We start from the raw sequence: 18,449 nt of genomic DNA on the forward strand, positions 1-18,449 counted from the left end.
AATTCCTGGTGTTCAGTGAGAATATATTCATCACAGAAACAGTTCGTAAGGAAAAAGAACCAGACAAATATCAGGGATAAATATTATAATCATGGCGAATGATTTGTTCATGATTAACAGGGAGAAAGGGTTATGTATAAGACAATCATTATGCCAGTTGATGTATTTGAAATGGAATTGAGCGACAAAGCTGTTCGCCACGCTGAATTCCTCGCCCAGGATGACGGAGTTATTCATCTACTTCACGTACTACCCGGGTCAGCCAGCCTGAGCCTGCACCGTTTTGCCGCTGATGTGCGTCGTTTTGAAGAGCATCTGCAACATGAAGCACAAGAACGTCTGCAAACGATGGTCAGCCACTTCACCATCGATCCTTCCCGCATTAAACAACATGTCCGTTTTGGTAGCGTGCGGGATGAAGTCAATGAGTTGGCAGAAGAACTGGGGGCTGATGTTGTAGTTATTGGTTCTCGCAACCCATCGATTTCGACCCATCTGTTAGGTTCTAACGCCTCGAGCGTGATCCGCCACGCCAATCTGCCGGTGCTGGTTGTGCGTTAATTGCCAGAATAAGTATCCCGCCCTGCCCGGAGCCATCCCGGCGGGGCTTTTTAATGCCATAAAAAAGCCGCCAGGTTTGACCCCGGCGGCTAAGCAATTGCAGGTGAATCTTACTTCTTCTTATGCAGTTTTGGTGCGAATCAGGTAGTCAAAAGCACTCAGAGAGGCTTTGGCACCTTCGCCAGTGGCGATGATGATCTGCTTGTACGGAACCGTCGTACAGTCACCCGCTGCGAACACGCCTTTCACGTTGGTTTCGCATTTCGCATCAATGATAATCTCGCCCATGCGGTTACGTTCGACTGCGCCTTCGAGCCAGTTGGTGTTCGGCAGCAGACCAATCTGGACGAAAATACCGGCCAGTTCGATGTTGTGAATATCGCCGCTGACACGATCTCGATATTCCAGACCAACGACTTTGCTGCCGTCGCCTTTCACTTCCGTGGTTTGCGCATTCAGAATAATGTCGACGTTTTTCAGGCTGCGCAGTTTGTCCTGCAGAACCTGGTCGGCTTTCATTTCTGGCGCAAATTCCAGCAGCGTTACGTGCTCAACGATACCCGCCAGGTCAATTGCCGCTTCCACGCCGGAGTTACCGCCGCCGATAACCGCTACGCGTTTACCTTTAAACAGCGGGCCGTCGCAGTGCGGGCAGTAGGTCACGCCTTTGGTGCGATACTGATCTTCGCCCGGAACGTTCATGTTGCGCCATTTTGCACCGGTCGCCACGATAATGCTGCGTGCTTTCAGTACCGCGCCAGAAGCTGTTTCAATCTGATGCAGACCACCTTCAACTGCTGCTGGGATCAGTTTGCTGGCGCTCTGGCTGTCGATCACATCAACGTCGTATTCATCAACGTGAACTTTCAGTGCGCCTGCCAGCTTCTGCCCTTCAGTCTTCGGTACAGAAATGTAGTTTTCGATATCAACGGTATCGAGGATCTGACCACCAAAACGTTCGCCCATCAGACCGGTACGGATGCCTTTACGTGCGGAGTAAATTGCTGCCGCTGCACCCGCCGGGCCGGAACCGACGATTAATACGTCATAAGCATCACGCTTGTTCAGCTCTTCTGCCGCACGTTTTTCCGCGCCAGTATCAATTTTGGCAACGATTTCAGTCAACGTCATGCGGCCCTGACCAAACTCTTTCCCGTTTACGAACACTGCCGGAACGCCCATCACGTTGCGATCGGTGATTTCGTTCTGGAAGGTGCCGCCGTCAATTGCAGTGTGCTTGATGCGCGGGTTCAGTACGCTCATCAGGTTCAGCGCCTGCACCACGTCCGGGCAGTTGTGGCAAGAGAGCGAGTAATAGGTTTCGAATTCAAAATCACCGTCAATATGGCGAATCTGCTCCAGCAGAGACTGCGCTTCTTTCGACGGATGACCACCGGTCCACAGCAACGCCAGTACCAGCGAGGTGAACTCGTGGCCCAGCGGGGAGCCTGCAAAACGTGGCCCCTGGTTGGAACCTGGGTTGGTGATCAGGAAAGACGGCTTACGCACCGGCAAGCTGTTATCTTCTTTAAAGGTGACTTTGTCTGACAGTTCTGCGATTTCAGCCAACAGTTCCTTGATTTCTGCCGATTTAGCGCTGTCATCCAGCGTGGCAATTAACTCAACAGGCTTGGTCAATTTCTCAAGGTAAGCCTTGAGTTGAGTTTTCATATTTGTGTCGAGCATGTTTATCTCCTGGGCTTTAAACATCATCATGCAAGCGGCCTCTGCGGCTACCTGGATGCAGCTTGCATCATGGTGCGGGGAAGAAAATCGGGTGCCGCAGCACCCGAAGAATTAGGTGAATTTCCGAAGTATTTCGCGTCAGAGCAAGGCGGCTAGCCTGTGAATCCCCGGGAGCTTACACAAGTAAGTGACCGGGGTGAGCGGGCGACGCCAACGCCGCTATGGCGTGAAAGACGAAGGAAATTTAGATTTTACCAACCAGGTCCAGAGACGGAGCCAGAGTTGCTTCACCTTCTTTCCATTTAGCCGGGCAAACTTCACCTGGGTGAGAAGCTACGTACTGTGCTGCTTTGATTTTACGCAGCAGGTCAGACGCGTCACGGCCAATGCCTTCAGCGGTAACTTCGATTGCCTGGATGATACCCTGCGGGTCAACAACGAAGGTCGCACGGTCAGCCAGACCTTCATCTTCACGCATGTTGTCGAAGTTACGGGTCAGGGCGCCAGTCGGGTCGCCGATCATCGCATATTTGATTTTAGCGATGGTTTCAGAGCTGCTGTGCCATGCTTTGTGGGTGAAGTGAGTATCGGTAGATACTGCGTATACGTCTACGCCCAGTTTCTGCAGTTCTTCGTAGTGGTCAGCAACGTCACCCAGTTCGGTCGGGCATACGAAAGTAAAGTCAGCCGGGTAGAAGAAGAAGACGCTCCAGCGGCCTTCGGTATCTTTTTCGGTGATTTCGATGAATTCGCCGTTTTTGAATGCCTGGTTTTTAAAAGGTTTAATTTTGGTGTTAATCAAGGACATCTATACTTCCTCCGTGTTTTCGATGAGATGTAAGGTAACCAATTTTTGCCGATTCGGCTAATGCGTTTCCATTATCAAATCGATAAGTTTTACCTTACAACCTTCGTAAGACAACTTTGTGAACTTTGCACCGCCAGCGGCGATAAAAAGTAAAATGGCCCCCTTTCCAGGTGACCGTGTAATCTGAACTACCCTTTGGTATCTTCAGTGCCTGCCTGCAGGCTGAGGTGTTGCCCTTACAAATGCAACAACGACATGGATTACAACACCCTCATAAACAAAGGGCAATCACCTGATCTAAGCTCTTACCTATGACAGTGATAGGTTATGCCTTTTACTCGACTTTTGCACTGACTGAAAAGGACAAATTAATGTTAAAAAAGATACTTTTACTGGCTCTGCTTCCTGCAATCACCTTCGCAGAGGAACTTCCTGCTCCAGTAAAAGCGATTGAAAAACAGGGCATTACAATCATCAAAACATTCGATGCCCCCGGAGGAATGAAAGGTTATCTCGGAAAGTATCAGGATATGGGCGTCACCATCTACCTGACTCCAGATGGTAAGCACGCTATCTCTGGTTACATGTACAACGAGAAAGGTGAAAACCTGAGTAACACACTTATCGAAAAAGAAATTTACGCACCAGCCGGACGCGAAATATGGCAACGGATGGAACAATCCCACTGGCTCCTCGACGGTAAAAAAGATGCGCCGGTCATTGTCTACGTCTTCGCCGATCCGTTCTGCCCATATTGTAAACAGTTCTGGCAGCAGGCGCGCCCGTGGGTAGATTCTGGCAAAGTGCAATTAAGAACATTGTTGGTTGGGGTTATCAAGCCAGAAAGCCCGGCGACAGCAGCGGCAATTCTTGCCTCCAAAGATCCCGCAAAAACCTGGCAACAATATGAAGCCTCTGGTGGCAAGCTTAAGCTAAACGTGCCTGCAAACGTAAGTACAGAGCAAATGAAAGTGTTAAGTGACAATGAGAAACTGATGGACGATCTGGGGGCAAATGTCACGCCGGCTATCTATTACATGAGTAAGGAAAATACGCTACAACAGGCCGTGGGGTTGCCCGATCAGAAAACGCTTAATATCATTATGGGGAATAAATAAAAGGTAATTCATGGATGGTTGAACTATATCCCTGCTTTTCAACCATCCTAAAAAAGCATGAATTGCTCGCTCTGCCCTAAGTGGCTGTGCTATTTTAGAAAAACTTAATCCTGAGTTAAGCAAAAAAACATAATCAATAAAAATATATACGCAAAAAACATTGATTAAGTGAATATATCATGGAAGAAAAATATAACCGGAGTAGTGTATGGCCAATCTCTACGACTTGAAAAAGTTCGACTTAAATCTTCTTGTCATATTTGAGTGTATTTACCAGCATTTAAGCATTAGCAAAGCTGCTGAATCACTATATATCACCCCATCAGCCGTGAGCCAGTCGTTACAACGCTTACGTGCGCAATTTAATGACCCTTTATTCATTCGCTCAGGAAAAGGTATCGCGCCGACGACAACAGGGTTAAATCTGCATCACCATCTTGAGAAAAATCTCAGAGGCCTTGAACAAACAATTAATATAGTCAATAAGTCCGAACTAAAGAAAAACTTTATTATCTACGGCCCTCAGCTCATTTCTTGCTCTAATAATAGTATGCTGATCCGCTGCCTACGGCAAGATTCCTCTGTCGAGATTGAGTGCCATGATATCCTCATGTCAGCAGAGAATGCTGAAGAACTGTTGGTTCACCGCAAAGCCGATCTGGTGATCACCCAAATGCCAGTGATCAGCCGTTCCGTCATTTGCATGCCATTGCATACGATTCGCAATACTCTAATTTGTAGTAATAGGCATCCACGAATTACTGACAATAGCACTTATGAACAAATTATGGCAGAAGAGTTCACCCAATTAATATCTAAATCAGCAGGGGTTGATGATATTCAAATGGAAATAGACGAGAGATTTATGAATCGCAAAATCTCATTTCGTGGTTCCTCTTTGCTGACAATCATTAATAGCATTGCAGTTACAGATTTACTGGGAATAGTCCCCTATGAACTTTATAATTCCTACCGTGACTTTCTTAACTTAAAAGAGATAAAACTAGAACATCCGTTACCTTCAATAAAGCTTTACATTTCCTATAATAAATCTTCTTTAAATAATTTGGTGTTCTCCCGATTTATTGACCGTCTAAATGAGAGTTTTTGATATATAACTACAGACAGCTACTATAACTTTCATCTATTTATTCACAGCGCGAATGAAAAATAAAACACTCTGCTTTACAGTGTTTACTTTATAATTAACAGACTTATCTCACTGATCACCCTGTAACGTTCAGAGAGCGTCTTCAGATGTCTATTTATAAAATTCCTCTTCCGCTCAATATTCTGGAAGCTGCACGAGAGCGTATTACCTGGACACTCAACACCCTACCCCGCGTTTGTGTCTCATTTTCTGGCGGCAAAGACTCTGGTTTAATGCTGCATCTGACAGCCGAACTTGCCCGACAAATGGGCAAAAAAATCTGCGTTTTGTTTATCGACTGGGAGGCGCAATTCTCTTGCACCATTAACTATGTTCAGTCCCTGCGCGAGTTGTACACCGATGTCATCGAAGAGTTTTACTGGGTTGCGCTCCCGCTTACGACGCAAAATTCCCTTTCACAATACCAACCCGAATGGCAGTGCTGGGAACCTGATGTCGAATGGGTACGTCAACCTCCCCAAGATGCGATAACCGACCCTGACTTTTTCTCCTTTTACCAGCCAGGCATGACCTTCGAACAATTTGTACGTGAGTTTGCCGAATGGTTTTCACAAAAACGTCCGGCGGCGATGATGATCGGCATCCGTGCGGATGAGTCCTACAACCGTTTTGTCGCCATCGCCAGTTTAAATAAACAACGTTTTGCCGACGATAAACCCTGGACTACGGCCGCACCAGGCGGTCATAGCTGGTACATTTACCCCATTTACGACTGGAAAGTGGCTGATATCTGGACCTGGTATGCAAATCATCAAAGTCTCTGCAACCCACTGTATAACCTAATGTATCAGGCAGGCGTTCCTCTGCGTCATATGCGAATTTGCGAACCTTTTGGCCCGGAGCAACGACAAGGATTATGGCTCTATCACGTTATCGAACCGGATCGCTGGGCTGCTATGTGCGCACGAGTCAGCGGGGTAAAAAGTGGCGGCATTTACGCCGGACATGACAATCATTTCTATGGGCATCGGAAAATCCTCAAGCCAGAACATTTAGACTGGCAAGAATATGCATTATTGCTGCTCAATAGCATGCCGGAAAAAACAGCTGAGCATTACCGCAATAAAATCGCCATTTATTTGCACTGGTATCAGAAAAAAGGCATCGAGGTTCCACAAACCCAGCAAGGGGACATTGGCGCGAAAGATATCCCCTCCTGGCGGCGGATATGCAAAGTTTTACTCAATAACGATTACTGGTGTCGGGCATTATCATTTAGCCCCACAAAATCGAAGAACTATCAGCGTTATAACGAACGGATAAAAGGAAAACGTCAGGAATGGGGGATACTATGCAACAACGATTAACGCAGGATTTAACGCAATTTCTCGCCAGCTTGCCGGAAGATGATCGCATCAAAGCGATTAATGAAATCCGCATGGCGATCCATCAGGTTAGCCCCTTTCGTGAAGAGCCAGTGGATTGCGTTCTGTGGGTTAAAAACAGCCAACTTATGCCTAATGATTACAACCCAAACAACGTGGCACCACCCGAAAAAAAACTGCTGCAAAAATCCATTGAAATAGATGGTTTTACCCAACCCATTGTGGTCACACATACGGATAAAAATGCCATGGAAATCGTGGATGGTTTTCACCGCCATGAAATTGGTAAAGGCTCATCATCATTAAAATTACGCTTAAAAGGTTATTTGCCGGTGACCTGTCTGGAAGGTACGCGTAATCAACGCATCGCCGCGACTATTCGTCATAATCGCGCTCGTGGACGCCATCAAATCACCGCCATGTCGGAAATCGTCCGTGAACTTAGCCAGTTGGGATGGGACGATAATAAAATTGGCAAAGAGCTGGGAATGGACAGCGACGAAGTGCTGCGCCTGAAGCAAATTAACGGCCTGCAAGAGTTGTTTGCCGACCGTCAATATTCCCGCGCCTGGACGGTTAAATAGCTAAAGCTGGCGCAGGCGTTCAGCTGCTGCCAGCAACGTCGATTCCTTCTTGGCAAAACAGAGACGAATCAGTTTATGTGGGAAGGGATCGGCGCAAAACACCGACAGCGGAATCGCCGCTACGCCGTGCTCCTGCGTCAGCCACTGGCAAAACTCAACATCATCCAGGGTAGAAACCGCGCTGTAATCCACCAGCAAAAAGTATGTACCTTCACACGGTAAAATCTCCAGCCGGCTTTCATTTAAAGCATTCACCAGAATATCGCGCTTCTGGCGATAAAAGTCCGGTAACGCAAGATAATGCTCAGGTTCTGCACGTAGCATATCAGCAAGCGCCAGCTGTGCCGGGGTATTCACCGAAAAGGTCAGATACTGATGTACCTTGCGAATTTCGGCGCTGATGGGCGCTGGCGCAACACAATAACCCACTTTCCAGCCGGTCATATGATAGGTCTTGCCAAATGAAGAAACCGCCACTGCCCGCTCACGCAGCTGCGGATGCGCCAGCACACTGGCATGGCCCTGTTGTGAAAAGTTGATGTGCTCGTAGACTTCATCGCTAATGACAAAAATCTCGTGCCCGGCGATCGCCTGCCACAAAGCGGCGAAATCAGCCTGCTGCCAGACAGTTGCACTGGGGTTATGCGGAGTGTTGAGGATCACCAGTCTGGTGCGCTCGCTTAATAATGCGGCAAATTCCTGCCAGTCAACGCGAAAATGCGGTGGTTGCAGTGCCATACGCTTCACTATTCCCCCAGAAAGCGCGATGGCGGGGGCGTAACTGTCATAGCTGGGATCAAAACAAATCACTTCATCGCCATTGCGCACCAGTGCGGTAATCGCCGCGTATAACGCTTCCGTCGCCCCTGCCGTTACGGTGATATCGCTATCGGCATCTGGTTGATAGCCATACAAACGTTCCGTTTTCTGAGCAATCGCCTCGCGCAAGGCCTGCACGCCGGTCATGGGCGCGTATTGGTTTGCCCCCTGTGCAACGTGGTGCGCCAGCCGCTCCTGTAAATAGCGCGGACCATCAAAATCAGGAAAGCCTTGCGACAGGTTAATCGCCTGGTGTTGCTGCGCCAGCGCGCTCATCTGGGTGAAAATAGTGGTGCCAAGTTGTGGAAGTTTGCTTTGTGGAATCAGAGGGTTATTTGTCATTTTTATTGTACCTGACGAAGTTGCGTGTTGAAGGCACTATAACACGATGCTAGTATTTGGCAATCAAGACGTTTAGATGTCTAAATAAAACAATAAGGACAACACAACATGCCTCACAATCCTATCCGCGTGGTCGTCGGCCCGGCTAACTACTTTTCACATCCAGGAAGTTTCAATCACCTGCACGATTTTTTCACTGATGAACAACTTTCTCGCGCGGTGTGGATCTACGGCAAACGCGCCATTGCTGCGGCGCAAACCAAACTTCCGCCAGCGTTTGGACTGCCAGGGGCAAAGCATATTTTGTTTCGCGGTCATTGCAGCGAAAGCGATGTACAACAACTGGCGGCTGAGTCCGGTGACGACCGCAGCGTGGTGATTGGCGTCGGTGGCGGTGCACTGCTCGACACCGCGAAAGCCCTCGCCCGCCGTCTCGGTCTGCCGTTTGTTGCCGTTCCGACGATCGCCGCCACCTGCGCCGCCTGGACACCGCTCTCCGTCTGGTATAATGATGCCGGACAGGCGCTGCATTATGAGATTTTCGACGACGCCAATTTTATGGTGCTGGTGGAACCGGAGATTATCCTCAATGCACCGCAACAATATCTGCTGGCGGGGATCGGTGACACGCTGGCGAAATGGTATGAAGCGGTGGTGCTGGCTCCGCAACCAGAAACGTTGCCGCTAACCGTGCGACTGGGGATCAATAATGCGCAAGCCATTCGCGACGTCTTGTTAAACAGTAGCGAACAGGCGCTGAGCGATCAGCAAAATCAACAGTTAACGCAATCATTTTGCGATGTGGTGGATGCTATTATTGCTGGTGGTGGGATGGTTGGTGGTCTGGGCGATCGTTTTACGCGTGTGGCGGCAGCTCATGCCGTGCATAACGGTCTGACCGTGCTGCCGCAAACCGAGAAGTTTCTCCACGGCACCAAAGTCGCCTACGGAATTCTGGTGCAAAGCGCCTTGCTGGGTCAGGATGATGTGCTGGCGCAATTAACTGGAGCGTATCAGCGTTTTCATCTGCCGACTACACTGGCGGAGCTGGAAGTGGATATCAATAATCAGGCGGAGATCGACAAAGTGATTGCCCACACCCTGCGTCCGGTGGAGTCCATTCATTACCTGCCAGTCACGCTGACACCAGATACGTTGCGTGCAGCGTTCAAAAAAGTGGAATCGTTTAAAGCCTGACGTACAAATTTAGCAGCAGCGCGCGCCGCCTTTTCCACCGTAGCGCGCGTCCTGCCGCTCACGGAAAAACTCTTCGTAGGTCATCGGCGTTTGATCGGGATGGTTAACCCGCATATGTTCGACATAGTTGTCGTAATCAGGCATACCAATCATCAGCTTCGCCGCCTGACCTAAATATTTTCCGGCTTTTGCCAGTGAATCAAACATCTTGGCCTCCGCTAACCATGTTGCTGAAAGAGTGCCGGATGCGGCGTGAACGCCTTATCCGGCCTACAAATGCTATCAACGCGCTCGGTCAGTCCCCTCGCCCCACCGGGGAGAGGGTTAGGGTGAGAGGGAACCCTGGGCACTAAGCCAACATTCGCCAACATCCCCCCCTCACTCTGACTTTAGTGTGCGCCTTTTGCCTGCGCCACGATCTCCTCGACATTTTCCGGCATTGGTTCATACGGCGTTTCTTTCGCCGTTGGCTTCGGATCTTTCAATGCCGCAAGTGCCGTCTTAATCGAGAACAGTGCCAGAACCACCACGACCACCATAAAGAAGATGGTTAACCCGGCATCCAGACGGTTGTTGAACACCAGTTGCGCCAGCTGTGACTCAGTATACTGCGACGGAATATTGCCGCTGTCGATCATTGCCTGGAACTTATTAGCAATGGCCAGGAAGCCGACTTTCGCATCCGGGCTAAACGCTTTCTGCCAGCCTGCGGTCAGGGTACAAATCAGCAGCCAGGCCGTTGGTACCAGCGCCACCCAGGCGTAACGTTGACGTTTCATCTTGAACAACACCACGGCACAGAGCATCAGCGCCATCCCTGCCAGCATCTGGTTGGCAATACCAAACAGCGGCCACAGAGTGTTAATGCCGCCCAGCGGATCGACCACGCCCTGATGGAGGAAGTAGCCCCACGCCAGTACGCACAGCGCTGTTGCCAGCAGGTTAGCAGGCAGTGAATCGGTCCGCTTCAGGCCAGGAGACACCACGCCCAGCAGATCCTGCAACATAAAGCGCGCAGCACGCGTACCTGCATCCACCGCCGTCAGAATAAACAGTGCTTCAAACAAAATGGCGAAGTGATACCAGAACGCCACATCCATCATGCCGCCCAGCGCGCCGTGCAGAATGTAGGCCATCCCCACCGCCAGCGTCGGCGCACCGCCCGCACGGGAAATGATCGACTGTTCACCCACTTCGCTGGCAATCTGGTTTAGCGTATCTGGTGTAATGCTAAAGCCCCAGCTACTCACCACCTGCGCGGCAGAAGCGACCACATCCGCCGTCCCTGCCGGAGCCAGCACCGCCATCGGGCTGTTCATGGCAAAATACACGCCCGGATCGATGATACAGGCGGAAACCAGCGCCATAATCGCCACGAAGGATTCCATTAACATCCCACCGTAGCCGATAAAGCACGCCTGCCCTTCGTTCGCCAGCATCTTCGGCGTGGTCCCAGAAGAGATCAGCGCATGGAAGCCAGACACCGCGCCACAGGCGATGGTGATAAACAGGAACGGGAACAGGTTACCGGTCCATACCGGGCCAGTGCCATCGACAAATTTGGTCAGCGCAGGCATGGTCAGCGTCGGGCGCATAATCAAAATGCCTACCGCCAGACCGACGATAGTCCCGATTTTCAGGAAGGTAGAGAGGTAGTCACGCGGGGCCAGCAGTAACCACACCGGCAGCACCGCCGCCACAAAACCGTAACCCACCAGCATCCAGGTCAACTGCACGCCGGTAAAGTCAAAGTACGGTGCCCAGGTCGGACTTTCTGCCACCCAGCCGCCAGAGATAATGGCGAAAATCAGGAATACCAGACCGATGACCGACACTTCGCCAATACGCCCCGGACGCAGATAGCGCAGGTAGATCCCCATAAACAGCGCCAGCGGAATGGTGAACGCAACGGTATATGTTCCCCACGGGCTATGAGTCAGGGCTTTCACCACGATCATCGCCAGCACTGCAAGGATAATGACCATGATCATAAAGCAGGCCACCAGCGCAATCACCCCGGCGGTTGGCCCCATCTCTTCTTTGACCAGCTCACCCAGCGAGCGACCGTCACGGCGCGTAGAAACAAACAGCACCATGAAATCCTGCACCGCACCGGCGAGAACCACCCCAGCGAGCAGCCAGATCATCCCCGGCAGGTAGCCCATTTGCGCCGCCAGTACCGGCCCCACCAGCGGACCTGCTCCGGCAATGGCCGCAAAATGGTGACCGAACAGCACTTTCTTGTCCGTCGGCACATAGTCCAGCCCGTCGTTATGGCGCACCGCTGGCGTCATACGCGTCGGGTCAACCGCCAGCACATTTTTGGCGATATACAGCCCATAAAAACGGTAAGCGATCAGATAGATACAGACCGACGCCACCACAATCCACAGCGCGTTGATCTGTTCCCCACGATTTAAAGCAATGTATCCCAGAGCAAATGCTCCCATTACAGAGAGCACTGTCCAGACGAGGTATTTCCCTGATTTGTTCATAGTTGTTATCCGTGTGCGTGTCCATAGAGATGTTACATTTTGTTTCTATAACATCTTTGTACAATTTAACAACACAGCAACCATGTAAATCGGAGTTGAAACCAATATTTAACTTAACAATGTTAACTCGATCACTCCGTTAACCGAGTTTTCCTGCAATCTCATCTAATTCTGTCGGGTTCATCCCAAAACTGCCGTACCCAGCCGACAAGTGCAGCAACGCCGCCCCTGTTCATCGAAAACGACGATTTCTCAGCTCTGATTTTGCCGACCAAGATGCAGCGGCTGGCAGACGCCGCGTACCTTTCCCTCAGACACCGGGCGATGGTGTGTTGCATTAAGTTCTGTGCCTACCACACACTGTCCGTCGCGGGTCATCATAAATCCGGCCATCGATCCCAGCGTTTCCGCCAGCGCCGCCGACGCGCCGCCATGTAGTAAACCGAACGGCTGATGAGTACGGGTATCAACCGGCATTTCGGCTTCCAGCACATCATCGCCCAGACGGGTATACACAATTCCCAGATGCGCCACCATTGTGTTATCGCTGGTGGCGTTCAGTTCGTCGAGCGTTAAATGGCGTTTCCAGATCATGCTTATGCCCCCAGCGTTGAGCCGCCATCGACCACAATATCCTGTAGGGTAATATGGCTGGCGAGGTCAGAGGCGAGGAACAAAATCGTGTTGGCGATCTCTTGTGGACGGGCGATTTTCCCCAGCGGAATGCCGAGTTTAAACTGCTCGCCAAAGCCGCGAATACGCTGTTCTTCGGCGTCATCGCTCACCCACAGCGTGCGTTGCATATCGGTGTCGGTGGAGCCAGGCGAAACCACATTACAGCGCACGCCGCTACCCGCCAGTTCCAGCCCGACGCTCAACGCCAGGCTTTTCAGCGCCGCTTTCGATGCGCCATAAGCACTCATGCCAATACGCGGCGTGTGCGCGGCGTCGGACGCCACAGTGACAATCGCCCCGCCCCGCTGACGGCGAAACTGGTTCATGGTTTGCTGGAACAGGTTAAACGCACCGCCGACGTTAACCGCAAAAGTCTGCTGCCAGTCCTCTTTACTGAGCTGATCGGTCGCGCCCATGCGTAAAATTCCCGCCGCATTGACCAGCGCGTCCAGTCGCTCCGTTTCAGCTAACAGTCGCTGACACACTTGCGCGACCTGCGCAGCGTCGGCAACATCCATCACTTCGGTCGCAAAGGGATATTGCTCCTGAGTGAACGCTTGATCAAAACCTGTAACTTTCGCTCCCGCCTCAACAAACGCCAGCGCCGTGGCGTAGCCGATACCTTTACCTGCGCCGGTTACCCAGACATTTTTACCGCTGAAATCCATTATTTCACCTCGCGGGAGAGTAGCTTCCACCAGGCGTCGATGGTCGGGTTTTTCGCCAGCATGACAAAGTCGATATCACCATGCACTTTGCGCCAGCGCGCCGCCAGCGCCATCATGCGCACCGAATCCAGACCGTAGTCGATCAGGTTGTCGTCATCGAACGGTTCATCGGACTCGTCCAGCAACGGCAGGATCACCTCACGCAGCGCCGCTTTGCTGGCGGGGATAGGTGCTGGCAGTAATTCTTCAGTCATCACCACCCGGCCAGAACGTCCGGCCACATATTTCAGCGACATCAAATGCTCGTCACGGCTGAAATCGGCCAGCGCATCCGCCACCATAAACGGTTTAATATCGCGCATAAATGCGTCGGTTGCGGTGGTCATACAGCCAATGTGGGCATATACCCCGGTAATAATCAGCTGGTTACGTCCACTCTCTTTCAGCATTTGCTCCAGCGGAGAACGATGAAACGCGCTGTAGCGCCACTTCACCAGCACCGTGTCGTCGGCATCTGGCGTCAGGCGATCCACCACCTTTTGCTGTTCCGGCGAGCGGGTCAGGCCCGGCCCCCACATATCATTCAACAGCGCCCGATCTTCATCGCTCTGCTCTTTCGGCTGGGCGGTGTAATAAACCGGGATATTGTGCTGTTTGCAGTAGTCGCGCAGCGCAGCAATATTCGCGATCACCTGCTCCATCATCGGGCAGTTCTCGCCCCAGAAGCTGACAAAATAGTCCTGCATATCATGGATTAACAACGCGGCACGTTGCGGTTCAAAGGCCCAGTCAACTTTATTCTGCGGAATATCGTGAGACTCCGGCAGTGCGTAAGCCTGTAATTTTGGAATAGCCATCGTGTTCTCTCCTTCAGGCTGATGCGCGTGACGCCAGCCACTGACGTAATTGTTTTTTATCGACTTTCCCGACCGCCGTCAGCGGAAGTGAATCCACACACTCCACGCGATCCGGTAATTTAAATTCGGCAATACCCTGTTCACGCAGGAAACGACGCACCTGCACCGCGCGCAGCGGCTCTTTTACCACCAGATAAGCGCAGCTTTTTTCGCCCATCAGCTCATCTTCCATGCTCACCAGTGCGGCGTAGATCACCGCCGGGTGGCGCAGCAGCAGGTTTTCGATCTCTTCGGCAGCGATCTTCTCGCCGCCACGGTTAATCTGATCTTTCTCGCGCCCCTGCACGGTGATGTAACCCTCTGGATCAATAGAGATCAGATCGCCGGAACAGTAAAAACCGTTGGCATCAAAGGCGCTGGCATTGTGCTGTGGACTTTTGTAATAGCCGCGGAAGGTGTACGGCCCGCGCGTCATCAGGCGTCCGACTTCCCCTTGCGGCAGTGGATTTCCTTCGGCATCGGCAACCCATACTTCGTCATCTGGACACATTGGGTAACCCTGGGTATGGATAATTTTCTCCGCGCTATCATCAAGTCGGGTGTAGTTCACCAGCCCTTCCGCCATGCCAAACACCTGCTGCAACTGACAGCCAATCTCAGCGGGAATACGCGCCGCAAGGGTGGCAGAAAGACGTGCGCCGCCGACCTGTAACAGTTTCAGCGAGGCAAGCTGCGCCCGGCTTTCGCCTTCGATCAGCGCCTGCAACCACAGGCTGACTGCGGGTGGCACCAGCGCGGTAACGTTAACCTGATGTTTTTCAATCAATGGGAAACAGAGCGTGGCGCTGGGATCGGCCGCCAGAACAACCGTTCCTCCGGCAAGAAAGACGCCCAGCGATCCTGGCGAACTCATGGCGTAGTTATGAGCCGCCGGGATCGCGCACAGGTAGCGTGTCTGTTGTGTGAACTGACAAATCTCGACGCTACGACGCACGCTGTAGTAGTAGTCGTTATGAGTGCGCGGGATCAGTTTCGGTGTGCCGGTGGTGCCACCGGAAAGCTGGAAATAGGCCACTTCATCAGCAGGTGATGGCGTGGCAGTAAAATCCTCAGCCGGATGGTTAATCGCATCCTGCAAGTTATGCTCACCGCTGTCGTTGAGCAGTTGCACCACGCGAATGGAGGAATGTTCTGTGACGAAAGTATTGAGGAAATCATCCCCGCTAAACAGCGCATGTTGGCGATCGGCAATCAGCAATGCGGGTTCAATCTGGCTGGCATAGGCGTTCAGTTCACTACGCTGATGGCTGAACAACGCCAGCACCGGCGCAACGCCCAGTTTCAGCAGCGCGAAAAAGGTAATATACAATTCAGCGACGTTACCCAGTTGTACCAGCGCGGTTTCACCAGGTTTAATGCCCTGACGGCGTAAACTACACGCGAGGTTATCCGCCGCCTGATTCAGCTCCCGATAACTCAACTGTCGCTCGCCGTCGATAACCGCGATGCTGTCACTCGCAGCATGTCGCGTCAGAATGTCGGTCAGCGGCAAATCCTGCCAGTAGCCTTTTTCCCGATAGCGACGGGCAAACTCTTCCGGCCAGCGGGTGAATGGAATGCTCATCCTCGCTCCTTAATGCAATCCAAAAACGTTCAACATGGTAGAAAGTTTGACGCCTGTTTCGCGCCACTCACCCAACGGTGACGACGCAGGCACAATCCCCGCTCCGGCAAACAGACGCACCTGATTTTCCCGCAGCTTCGCGCAGCGGATGGTCACCACCCATTCGCCGTTACCTTCGCTGTCACACCAACCCACAATGCCGCCAAACAGTTCGCGGTCGAACGGTTCCAGTTCAGCAATAACCTGGGTCGCGGCCTGATGCGGGAAACCGCTCAGCGCGGGGGTCGGATGCAGCAGACAGGCCAGAGTCAGTGCGTTTTCTTGCGAATTCGCTTTACCTTCAAAGGGAGTTGCGAGATGCCACAGCGTCGGCGTGGTGATCAGCTGTGGAGAAGAAGGAACGTGTAACTCACTACTGCGTTCGCGCAGTACCTCTTTCATCGCCTGAGTCACCAGTTCATGTTCATGGCGATCTTTTTCTGACGCCAGCAGACGATTACCTGCTTCGCGATCGAGCACTTCATCCGGCTGACGACGCGCGGAACCGGCTAACGGAATGGAGCTAAAACGCTCGCCGTCTTTACGTAGCAGCAGTTCCGGGCTGGCCCCCAGCAGGACGCCACCATCAGCCAGCGGAACATGGAAGTTGTAACTAACCGGGTTTTGCGCAATCAACCGTTCCAGCAATACGCCACTATCAATAGCGGCGTCAGTGGTGATATCAATCAACCGTGACAACACCACTTTGTCGACCTGCGGCGTGGCGGTAAGTGCGGCGGCGCGGGCAACCATCTGTTCAAACGTGGTTTGCTCCGGAATTGCCTGGCGTTCCACCACATTCAGCGACTGGCTGCGGGTGAAACGGCGTGCGGAAGCTTGTTTTTCCTGACGGGAGAACGACTGCCAGGATTCAGGAATATACAGCGACGAAGGCTGACGTGGATCGAAGGGAATCGCCCCGACCATCACCGGATTTTTGATGCCCTGCGCTTTGGCATCGGCAAACAGCGCGGCGAGTTTTTGCTGGAAGGGACTGTCGGGCGAATCCCCGTTCACAGCCGGTTCATCGAAGCGGGCGAAACATCCTGACGTCGTAAAACTGCGGTACGGCGACATAAAGAAAAAGCGATTGGGCGCAAGTGTTGCCATGGTCTGCTGTACTTCCTCAGCCAGTGACGTATCCATATCATCCTCCACAAAATGATAAAGGCTTTAATAATGATTATCATTTATATTTTCGGTCGCTAACCTAAAAGCAAACGCGCACTATGTCAACTCTTGAGGTAACGCAATCTGCAACTCGGGGTTGCATCTGGTTGTGGTTACAATGAAAATGAGAAGCATTATTGATGGATTCGCATAAGCGCAATGTGATGTCCTGCGCCGTTCTGCCCCCTCTCCCTTCCAGGGTGAGGGCTGGGGTGAGGGTTAATGTTCGCACCAGTGCTGGCTGTTCCCCTCACCCTAACCCTCTCCCCAAAGGGGCGAGGGGACGGATTGTGCGCTTTGTCGAATTTGTCATTACGCCCTTAACCTTATTAATAACAGGAAGCTGATTTGTGAGACTCGCCCCGCTCTACCGCAACGCCCTTCTATTAACAGGACTTTTGCTTTCAGGAATAGCCGCAGTTCAGGCCGCTGACTGGCCGCGTCAGATTACTGACAGCCGTGGCACACATACACTGGAAAGCCAGCCGCAGCGTATTGTTTCCACCAGCGTCACCCTGACCGGCTCACTGCTGGCGATTGATGCTCCGGTGATCGCCAGCGGCGCGACCACGCCGAATAACCGCGTCGCGGATGACCAGGGCTTTTTACGCCAGTGGAGCAAGGTGGCGAAAGAACGCAAACTGCAACGGCTCTATATCGGCGAACCGAGCGCCGAAGCCGTTGCCGCGCAAATGCCGGATCTGATTTTAATTAGCGCAACCGGCGGGGATTCGGCGCTGGCACTGTATGATCAGCTTTCCACCATCGCCCCGACATTAATCATCAATTACGACGACAAAAGCTGGCAGTCGCTGTTAACGCAACTTGGCGAAATTACCGGGCATGAGAAACAAGCGGCAGAGCGGATTGCGCAGTTTGATAAGCAACTGGCGGCGGCGAAAGAGCAAATCAAATTACCGCCGCAGCCGGTCACTGCCATTGTCTATACTGCCGCTGCACACAGTGCCAATCTCTGGACGCCAGAATCAGCACAAGGGCAGATGCTGGAACAACTCGGCTTTACGCTGGCGAAGTTACCCGCAGGGTTAAATGCCAGCCAAAGTCAGGGTAAACGCCATGACATCATTCAGCTTGGTGGGGAAAATCTGGCTGCAGGGTTAAATGGCGAGTCACTATTCCTGTTCGCCGGTGATCAGAAAGATGCCGATGCTATTTATGCTAATCCGCTGCTCGCGCACCTGCCTGCAGTACAAAACAAGCAGGTTTATGCGCTGGGAACCGAGACGTTCCGTCTGGATTACTACAGCGCCATGCAAGTGCTGGATAGGCTTAAGGCGCTGTTTTAAGCA

At 52.0% G+C, this 18,449-nt stretch carries 16 protein-coding genes and 1 pseudogene; 7 read left to right on the forward strand and 10 right to left on the reverse strand.

Translation table 11 applies throughout. From position 1 onward, the window contains the following. Positions 1-132 precede the first annotated feature (132 nt). Positions 133-561, forward strand: coding sequence for a universal stress protein UspG (gene uspG, locus ACU8XX_RS17535; protein WP_000278509.1), 429 nt, complete (start codon positions 133-135; stop codon positions 559-561). Positions 562-681: 120 nt separating this feature from the next. On the opposite strand, the gene ahpF is transcribed toward uspG, so the two are convergent. Together ahpF and ahpC are read right to left on the reverse strand one after the other, a co-directional pair. Next, positions 682-2,247 carry an alkyl hydroperoxide reductase subunit F gene (gene ahpF / locus ACU8XX_RS17540; RefSeq protein WP_000887629.1) on the reverse strand — a complete coding sequence of 522 codons (1,566 nt, stop codon included), beginning with the start codon at positions 2,245-2,247 and terminating at the stop codon, positions 682-684. A 244-nt stretch (positions 2,248-2,491) separates the two neighbouring features. Next, complete coding sequence (ahpC, locus tag ACU8XX_RS17545; protein ID WP_000052796.1) at positions 2,492-3,055, reverse strand: alkyl hydroperoxide reductase subunit C; 564 nt, start codon at positions 3,053-3,055, stop codon at positions 2,492-2,494. 371 nt (positions 3,056-3,426) lie between these two features. Here ahpC and dsbG point away from each other — a divergent pair, with 371 nt between their 5' ends. From dsbG to ACU8XX_RS17565, 4 genes are all read left to right on the forward strand, one after another. Beyond that, positions 3,427-4,173: a thiol:disulfide interchange protein DsbG gene (gene dsbG / locus ACU8XX_RS17550; RefSeq protein ID WP_112034097.1), complete on the forward strand. Its 747-nt coding sequence runs from the start codon at positions 3,427-3,429 to the stop codon at positions 4,171-4,173. 208 nt (positions 4,174-4,381) lie between these two features. Next, positions 4,382-5,284: a DNA-binding transcriptional repressor CitR gene (gene citR, locus ACU8XX_RS17555; RefSeq protein ID WP_000002474.1), complete on the forward strand. Its 903-nt coding sequence runs from the start codon at positions 4,382-4,384 to the stop codon at positions 5,282-5,284. Positions 5,285-5,430: 146 nt separating this feature from the next. Beyond that, positions 5,431-6,651 carry a phosphoadenosine phosphosulfate reductase gene (locus ACU8XX_RS17560; RefSeq protein WP_000029825.1) on the forward strand — a complete coding sequence of 407 codons (1,221 nt, stop codon included), beginning with the start codon at positions 5,431-5,433 and terminating at the stop codon, positions 6,649-6,651. After that, positions 6,624-7,253: an IbrB-like domain-containing protein gene (locus ACU8XX_RS17565; RefSeq protein WP_000502945.1), complete on the forward strand. Its 630-nt coding sequence runs from the start codon at positions 6,624-6,626 to the stop codon at positions 7,251-7,253. Before ACU8XX_RS17560 ends, ACU8XX_RS17565 begins: the two co-directional genes overlap by 28 nt. Here the strand turns inward: ACU8XX_RS17565 and ybdL are convergent, their stop codons facing one another. Beyond that, a complete protein-coding gene (gene ybdL / locus ACU8XX_RS17570) occupies positions 7,254-8,414 on the reverse strand; it encodes a methionine-oxo-acid transaminase (protein WP_000183907.1) in 1,161 nt (386 codons plus the stop codon). A 108-nt stretch (positions 8,415-8,522) separates the two neighbouring features. On the opposite strand from ybdL, the gene hcxA reads away from it, so the two are divergent. After that, positions 8,523-9,611: a hydroxycarboxylate dehydrogenase HcxA gene (gene hcxA, locus ACU8XX_RS17575; RefSeq protein WP_001120441.1), complete on the forward strand. Its 1,089-nt coding sequence runs from the start codon at positions 8,523-8,525 to the stop codon at positions 9,609-9,611. A gap of 9 nt (positions 9,612-9,620) precedes the next feature. Here hcxA and ACU8XX_RS17580 read toward each other — a convergent pair whose 3' ends face one another. The 7 genes and pseudogenes from ACU8XX_RS17580 to entC form a co-directional block, all read right to left on the reverse strand. Continuing rightward, positions 9,621-9,818 (reverse strand): YbdD/YjiX family protein, encoded by a 198-nt coding sequence (locus ACU8XX_RS17580; RefSeq protein ID WP_000460431.1) that lies wholly within the window; start codon positions 9,816-9,818, stop codon positions 9,621-9,623. A 182-nt stretch (positions 9,819-10,000) separates the two neighbouring features. Next, entirely contained in the window at positions 10,001-12,106 is a 2,106-nt protein-coding gene (gene cstA / locus ACU8XX_RS17585; RefSeq protein WP_001043156.1) for a pyruvate/proton symporter CstA, read from the reverse strand. 180 nt (positions 12,107-12,286) lie between these two features. Next, positions 12,287-12,700 (reverse strand): annotated as a pseudogene (gene entH, locus ACU8XX_RS17590) (proofreading thioesterase EntH). 2 nt (positions 12,701-12,702) lie between these two features. Beyond that, entirely contained in the window at positions 12,703-13,449 is a 747-nt protein-coding gene (gene entA / locus ACU8XX_RS17595; RefSeq protein WP_000347651.1) for a 2,3-dihydro-2,3-dihydroxybenzoate dehydrogenase EntA, read from the reverse strand. Next, entirely contained in the window at positions 13,449-14,306 is an 858-nt protein-coding gene (gene entB / locus ACU8XX_RS17600; protein ID WP_001007138.1) for an enterobactin biosynthesis bifunctional isochorismatase/aryl carrier protein EntB, read from the reverse strand. Before entB ends, entA begins: the two co-directional genes overlap by 1 nt. Positions 14,307-14,319: 13 nt before the next feature. Beyond that, entirely contained in the window at positions 14,320-15,930 is a 1,611-nt protein-coding gene (gene entE, locus ACU8XX_RS17605) for a (2,3-dihydroxybenzoyl)adenylate synthase EntE (protein ID WP_000026812.1), read from the reverse strand. Between the two features lie 9 nt (positions 15,931-15,939). Then, a complete protein-coding gene (entC, locus tag ACU8XX_RS17610; protein ID WP_000381303.1) occupies positions 15,940-17,115 on the reverse strand; it encodes an isochorismate synthase EntC in 1,176 nt (391 codons plus the stop codon). Positions 17,116-17,489: 374 nt separating this feature from the next. On the opposite strand from entC, the gene fepB reads away from it, so the two are divergent. After that, on the forward strand, positions 17,490-18,446 hold the full coding sequence (fepB, locus tag ACU8XX_RS17615) for a Fe2+-enterobactin ABC transporter substrate-binding protein (protein WP_001234311.1): 957 nt from the start codon (positions 17,490-17,492) through the stop codon (positions 18,444-18,446). Positions 18,447-18,449 lie beyond the last annotated feature (3 nt).

The organism is Escherichia sp. MAL-1 (genome assembly GCF_052948035.1).

Bases quoted from the DNA above. Each gene is read 5' to 3' on its own strand.
- ahpC (WP_000052796.1), bottom strand. From the start codon at position 3,055: ATGTCCTTGATTAACACCAAAATTAAACCTTTTAAAAACCAGGCATTC.
- ahpF (WP_000887629.1), bottom strand. From the start codon at position 2,247: ATGCTCGACACAAATATGAAAACTCAACTCAAGGCTTACCTTGAGAAA.
- entB (WP_001007138.1), bottom strand. From the start codon at position 14,306: ATGGCTATTCCAAAATTACAGGCTTACGCACTGCCGGAGTCTCACGAT.
- dsbG (WP_112034097.1), top strand. From the start codon at position 3,427: ATGTTAAAAAAGATACTTTTACTGGCTCTGCTTCCTGCAATCACCTTC.
- ybdL (WP_000183907.1), bottom strand. From the start codon at position 8,414: ATGACAAATAACCCTCTGATTCCACAAAGCAAACTTCCACAACTTGGC.
- citR (WP_000002474.1), top strand. From the start codon at position 4,382: ATGGCCAATCTCTACGACTTGAAAAAGTTCGACTTAAATCTTCTTGTC.
- hcxA (WP_001120441.1), top strand. From the start codon at position 8,523: ATGCCTCACAATCCTATCCGCGTGGTCGTCGGCCCGGCTAACTACTTT.
- cstA (WP_001043156.1), bottom strand. From the start codon at position 12,106: ATGAACAAATCAGGGAAATACCTCGTCTGGACAGTGCTCTCTGTAATG.
- ACU8XX_RS17565 (WP_000502945.1), top strand. From the start codon at position 6,624: ATGGGGGATACTATGCAACAACGATTAACGCAGGATTTAACGCAATTT.
- ACU8XX_RS17560 (WP_000029825.1), top strand. From the start codon at position 5,431: ATGTCTATTTATAAAATTCCTCTTCCGCTCAATATTCTGGAAGCTGCA.
- uspG (WP_000278509.1), top strand. From the start codon at position 133: ATGTATAAGACAATCATTATGCCAGTTGATGTATTTGAAATGGAATTG.
- ACU8XX_RS17580 (WP_000460431.1), bottom strand. From the start codon at position 9,818: ATGTTTGATTCACTGGCAAAAGCCGGAAAATATTTAGGTCAGGCGGCG.
- entA (WP_000347651.1), bottom strand. From the start codon at position 13,449: ATGGATTTCAGCGGTAAAAATGTCTGGGTAACCGGCGCAGGTAAAGGT.
- entE (WP_000026812.1), bottom strand. From the start codon at position 15,930: ATGAGCATTCCATTCACCCGCTGGCCGGAAGAGTTTGCCCGTCGCTAT.
- entC (WP_000381303.1), bottom strand. From the start codon at position 17,115: ATGGATACGTCACTGGCTGAGGAAGTACAGCAGACCATGGCAACACTT.